This window comes from Streptomyces sp. XM83C (assembly GCF_023072675.1).
Taxonomy (GTDB): Bacteria; Actinomycetota; Actinomycetes; order Streptomycetales; family Streptomycetaceae; genus Streptomyces; species Streptomyces thermocoprophilus.
This window is the reverse complement of record NZ_JALLGL010000373.1, coordinates 1-5,357: the sequence shown is the minus strand read 5'-3', so window position 1 is coordinate 5,357 and position 5,357 is coordinate 1. Positions and strand designations below refer to the sequence as shown.

At 71.8% G+C, this 5,357-nt stretch carries 6 protein-coding genes; 3 read left to right on the top strand and 3 right to left on the bottom strand.

Going from position 1 to position 5,357, the window contains the following annotated elements:
• Nucleotides 1-139 precede the first annotated feature (139 nt).
• Entirely contained in the window at nucleotides 140-358 is a 219-nt protein-coding gene (locus MTQ10_RS27475; protein ID WP_247472971.1) for an I78 family peptidase inhibitor, read from the bottom strand.
• A gap of 422 nt (nucleotides 359-780) precedes the next feature.
• On the opposite strand from MTQ10_RS27475, the gene ctaD reads away from it, so the two are divergent.
• Nucleotides 781-2,502: an aa3-type cytochrome oxidase subunit I gene (ctaD, locus tag MTQ10_RS27470; RefSeq protein ID WP_247472970.1), complete on the top strand. Its 1,722-nt coding sequence runs from the start codon at nucleotides 781-783 to the stop codon at nucleotides 2,500-2,502.
• Here ctaD and MTQ10_RS27465 read toward each other — a convergent pair.
• Complete coding sequence (locus tag MTQ10_RS27465; RefSeq protein WP_247472969.1) at nucleotides 2,490-3,791, bottom strand: ABC transporter substrate-binding protein; 1,302 nt, start codon at nucleotides 3,789-3,791, stop codon at nucleotides 2,490-2,492. The two genes, ctaD and MTQ10_RS27465, sit on opposite strands and share 13 nt — an antisense overlap.
• A complete protein-coding gene (locus MTQ10_RS27460) occupies nucleotides 3,754-4,347 on the bottom strand; it encodes a hypothetical protein (RefSeq protein ID WP_247472968.1) in 594 nt (197 codons plus the stop codon). The genes MTQ10_RS27465 and MTQ10_RS27460 overlap by 38 nt, the downstream gene beginning before the upstream one ends.
• 130 nt (nucleotides 4,348-4,477) lie before the next feature.
• Between MTQ10_RS27460 and MTQ10_RS27455 the strand changes: the two genes are divergently transcribed.
• The gene (locus MTQ10_RS27455) at nucleotides 4,478-4,954 is read left to right on the top strand and encodes a hypothetical protein (RefSeq protein WP_247472966.1); all 477 of its coding nucleotides are present in this window, start codon (nucleotides 4,478-4,480) and stop codon (nucleotides 4,952-4,954) included.
• 47 nt (nucleotides 4,955-5,001) lie between these two features.
• Nucleotides 5,002-5,357: branched-chain amino acid ABC transporter permease (locus MTQ10_RS27450; RefSeq protein WP_282612661.1), on the top strand; the 356-nt coding region annotated here is incomplete at its 3' end.

Genomic DNA, 5,357 nt, shown 5'->3' with positions numbered 1-5,357 from the left:
GGGCTGGCCCCGGCCCACCCCCGCGGCACCCGGTACGCACACGCCGCCGCGCGGCCGAAGGCCCCGGTCCCCCGGCCTCACGGTCCGGGAGCCGGGGCCTTCGCCGTACCGGTCCTGTCGGCGGCCTGCGGCCTGTGGCTCAGCCCTTCCAGGCGCGGGTCACGCGACCGTCCCGCACCTCGAAGTTGAGCCGGCCCACCCGGTACTCCATGGTGATGATCGCGCCGGGCGGCAGCGAGCGCACGGTCGTCCAGCCCCGCTCGCGGGCACGCTGCTCGGCCCGTCCGGCGGGAAGACCGACGTAACCGTCGGGGCTGTCCTGGGGCTCCTGCGGCGGAGTGGGAATCGTGGGTGACATGGCTCCCACGCTAGGCGCCGAACCGTATCCGAGGAACCCCGATCCCGTGCGATGGATCACTCCGGTCACACTTCTGTCACAGGATACCGACCGGTGTTTCAGCTGTTCCGTGGCGCGAAATCGACGGAATCCCTACGCCTTCCGCGCGTAATCGAACGCGATTTCCGCGTGTCTGCCGCCCCGGTTCCCCGGCCTCGCGGAAAGTTCCCGGGGAACTGCCCCGGCACGGCTTTCCCGTCTCTTTTCCGCGAGGTCCGCGGGGCGGGCATCGCACAGGGAATACCGGGCACGGTCACAAGACGGCCGGTACGCACCCTGTCGGAGCCGGCGGCGGCGAGCGCATGATGGCGGAGGCCCGCCCGCGACCGCGGTGCCGGCCCGCGGCGGACCCGGCACGCGACGAGCGAAGGGGCGAGCAAGCGATGGGCACGCAGACCGTACCGGCGGCGGCGAACCCGAGGCCGGTCACGCGCCACGGCCGGATCGTCGTCGACTGGCTGACCACCACCGACCACAAGAAGATCGGGCATCTCTACCTGATCACATCGTTCGTGTTCTTCCTCGTCGGCGGGGTGATGGCGCTGCTGATGCGCGCCGAGCTGGCCCGGCCGGGACTACAGATCGTGACCAACCAGGAGTTCAACCAGCTGTTCACGCTGCACGGCACGATCATGCTGCTGCTGTTCGCGACGCCCAGCTTCGCCGGGTTCGCCAACGAGCTGATGCCGCTGCAGATCGGCGCGCCCGATGTGGCGTTCCCGCGGCTGAACATGTTCTCGTACTGGCTGTTCCTGTTCGGCGGGCTGATCGTGCTCGGCTCGCTGCTGGTGCCGGACGGGCCCGCCGCGTTCGGCTGGTTCGCCTACGCACCGCTCAACGACTCCGTGCACTCCCCCGGCGTCGGCCCCGACCTGTGGATCATGGGGCTGGCGCTGGCCGGGTTCGGCACGATCCTCGGCGCCGTCAACTTCATCGCCACGATCGTCGGCATGCGCGCGCCCGGCATGACCATGTTCCGGATGCCGATCTTCACCTGGAACACGCTGCTGACGTCGATCCTGATCCTGATGGCGTTCCCCGTGCTGGCGGCGGCGCTGCTGGTGCTGGAGGCGGACCGGCGCTTCGGCAGCCAGGTCTTCGACGCGGCGAACGGCGGGGCGCTGCTGTGGCAGCACCTGTTCTGGTTCTTCGGGCATCCCGAGGTGTACATCATCGCGCTGCCGTTCTTCGGCATCATCACGGAGATCATCCCGGTCTTCGCCCGCAAGCCGATCTTCGGCTATCTGACGCTGGTCGGCGCGACGATCGCGATCACCGGGCTGTCGATCGTGGTGTGGGCGCACCACATGTTCGCCACGGGCGCGGTGCTGCTGCCGTTCTTCTCGTTCATGAGCTTCCTGATCGCGGTGCCGACGGGCGTGAAGTTCTTCAACTGGACCGGCACGATGCTCAAGGGCTCGCTGTCGTTCGAGACGCCGATGCTGTGGGCGACGGGCTTCCTGGTGACGTTCCTGTTCGGCGGGCTGACGGGGGTGATCCTGGCGTCGCCGCCGATGGACTTCCACGTCACCGACTCGTACTTCGTCGTGGCGCACTTCCACTACGTCGTGTTCGGCACGGTCGTCTTCGCGATCTTCGGCGGGCTGTACTTCTGGTGGCCCAAGTTCACCGGGAAGATGCTCGACGAGCGGCTCGGGAAGATCCAGTTCTGGACGCTGTTCGTGGGCTTCCACACCACGTTCCTGGTGCAGCACTGGCTGGGCGCGGAGGGCATGCCGCGCCGCTACCCGGACTATCTGGCGGCGGACGGCTTCACCGCGCTGAACACGGTGTCCACGATCGGCGCGTTCCTGCTGGGCCTGTCCACGCTGCCGTTCCTGTACAACGTGTGGAAGACCGGGAAGTACGGGGAGAAGGTCGACGTCGACGACCCGTGGGGGTACGGGCGTTCGCTGGAGTGGGCGACGTCGTGCCCGCCGCCGCGGCACAACTTCACGGCGCTGCCCAGGATCCGCTCGGAGTCGCCCGCCTTCGACCTGCACCACCCGGAGTTCGCCGCGCTGACCGCGCAGCCCGAGCCGACGGCGCACCAGGCGGTGGAGGACCGGGGCGAGGGCGAGCGCGGGGACGGTCAGGGTTCGTAGGGCAGCTGCGGGACGTCGTAGCAGGTGCGGTTCATGTCGCCCTGGGTGACCCAGCCCCGGCCGTCGCGCCAGCGCGCCACCGACAGACAGGTGCGCCGGGACTCCGGTGGCTCGGGCAGCCGTTCGAAGACGACGGGCAGCAGCAGACCGCCGGCGGTGAAGCCCTCGCTGCGGTTCATCCAGGCGTCCACGCAGGCCCGGGTGATGCCGCGCGGCGCGCAGGCCTCGGCGGCCTCGGTGAACCAGCGGGCCGCCGCCCAGCCCTCCAGCTGCCACTGGGAGTGCGTCCTCAGCTGCCGTGTGGCGTCGCGGAACTCCCGTACGGCCGGGTCGCCGGTGTCGTCGAAGTTGCGGCTGGATCCCGTCACCCACAGGGCGTTGCGGCAGTGCGGGGCGTCCCGGTAGTCCTCGGGGACGGTGGACGTCCAGTTCTGCACGTTGGTGACCTTGGCGGTGACACGGACGCCGAGGTCGTCCATCGCCTCGCACAGGCGGGCGTTGCCGTGGGTGTCGAGGGCGTCGAGGACGAGGTCCGCGTGCTGCTGCTTCAGATCGGCGGCGACCGCGCGGAAGTCGGGCAGCGCGAAGTCGACCTGCTCGCTGACCACCCGGTACCCCTCGGCCCGCAGGCCGCGCTCGACGAGGCGGGCGTAGGCGGCGGACGCGGCCTGGTTGTACGACACGACGGCGGCCGTGCGCGCGCCCTGTTCCTGCTTGAAGTAGCGGTACACCTCGGTGCCGCCGTACAGCGTGCCGTGCCAGCCGGGGGTGCCGTCGCGGGGTGCGAGGCTGCCGTAGATGCCGTACAGGTGCGGCCAGGTGTCGTAGGCGGCGCCGATGGGCTGGCCGCCGATGTCGGGGACGCCCGCACGGGAGACGCGGGGGGCGCCCGCGTAGTCGAGGGCGGTGGTGGCGACGAGGGCGACGACCTTGTCCTCGTCGATCAGCCGGTGCACGCAGGCGTTGTTGCCGACGCCGCTGCCTCCGTCGTCGCACGTGCGGACCTCGACACGGCGGCCGTCGATGCCGCCGCGCGCGTCGAGCCGGTCGAAGAAGGCCTTCGCGCCGTCGCGGGGCCCGGTGAACGCGTTGCCGCCGACGGGGCTGGTGGCGCTGGTGATGATGCCGACGCGCAGCGGCTCGCGGGCGGTCGCGGTCGCCGTGGGCCGGTCGCGGTGCTCGAAGTCGCTCTCGGGCAGGCGGCTGCCGCAGGCGGCGGCCAGGGTGAGCAGCAGCGCCGCGGCGGCGGCCTCAGCAGCCCGGCAGCGGCGACTGCGTGGCCGAGCCATTGCCGCTCAGCTGCACCAGCGCGCACAGGGTGCGCACGGACACCTTCCAGGTGCCGTCCTGCTCGACGGCCGTGCCGGAGGCGTCCGGCAGGGCGGTGGCGCCGTTCAGCAGCAGTGTGTAGGTGACGGTGGCCTCGGTGGCCGAGGTGAACTCGGTGTCCTCCACCCGGGCGGTGACCTGTCCGCCGCGCTTGTCGCCGCTGAAGGCCTGGAGGACGGGAGCCATCTGTTCGCCGTTCTCCAGCAGCCGCTGTTTGTCCTTCAGGGGGGTCGCCGGGTCGAAGAACTTCTGCCAGTTCTCCTTGATCTCCCGTTCGGCAGCCGCCGCGTCGGCGGGCGCTCCGGTCGCCGTGCCGGTGGCCGTGCCGCCGGTGGCCGTCTGTGCCGTCGGGGTGGCGGAGGCGCTGCCTCCGCCTCCGTCGCCGTCGTCGCACGCGGCGAGCACCGGGGCGAGAATGAGAAGGAGGGCGACGGCCGACGCCGTCCCCCGTCCCGCTGCCCGTGGGCCGCGCCGCTCGGTTCGCGTCCTGTGCCTGTACGTGCTCCCGAGAACCATCTGGCTCACCACCGGGTGTCGTTCCGGGCCGGGTGCCTCCGGTGTTCTCAGGGTCGGCGCACAGGGGGCGCAGTGCAAGCCATCGGCCGGCACCGCCGACACCTCCGCCGTCCGACGTGTGGGAGCCGAGATGAGGACAGCCAGCCGTCTGCGGACCGTCCCTCCCCTGCTGTGGGCCGCCTGGGCCGCACTCGCGGCCGGCGCCGTGCTGTGCGTCATCGGCTGGTACGGCGTCTCGGGCGAGCGGTTCGCCGAACAGCAGCTGCCGTACCTCGCGTCCTGCACGGTGCCGGGGGCGGCGCTGATCGTCGCCGGGGCGGTGCTGCTCGCCCACGGCCGCGGGCAGGTCGCCGCCACGCGCGTGGAGGAGCTGTACGCGCTGCTGGTGGAGGCCGGCCCCGTGGGCGGGGAGGAGACCGGTTCCGGGACGGCGCCGCTCGCGGTGAGCGGGGAGATGCGCATGGTGCCGGGCGGCACGCTGTGGCACCGCGCGGACTGTCCCCTGGTCGCGGGGAAGGCGGAGGCGCTGCCCGTCGACGCGAGGCTGCTGCGCGGTGGAGGGCTGAGCGCGTGCCCGATCTGTGAGCCGGCCGGGGGCACCGGCTGATGCCCGCCCCGCCGGCCGTCTGGCCGTCCTCGCCGACGGTCACGGCGATGTCGTCGCTGACGTGGGACCTGACGCTGGCCGGGCTGTCGGTGGGCAGCGCCGCCGCGCTCACCGGGGTCGGGCTGATCGTGACGTACCGGGCGACCGGGGTGCTGAACTTCGCGCACGGCGCGATCGCGATGGTGTGCGCCTATGTGCTGCGGCAGTGCGTGGCGGGCTGGGGGTGGCCGCTGTGGCCCTCGGCGGCGCTGACGCTGCTGGTGGTGGCGCCGGGCATCGGAGTGCTGCTGGAACGGTTCGTCTTCCGCCCGCTGTCGGTCCTCGGAGGCGATCCGGCGCAGACGTTGGTGGCGTCCATCGGGGTGTTCGTGCTGCTGGTGGGCGGGGCGGCGGTGCTGTGGGG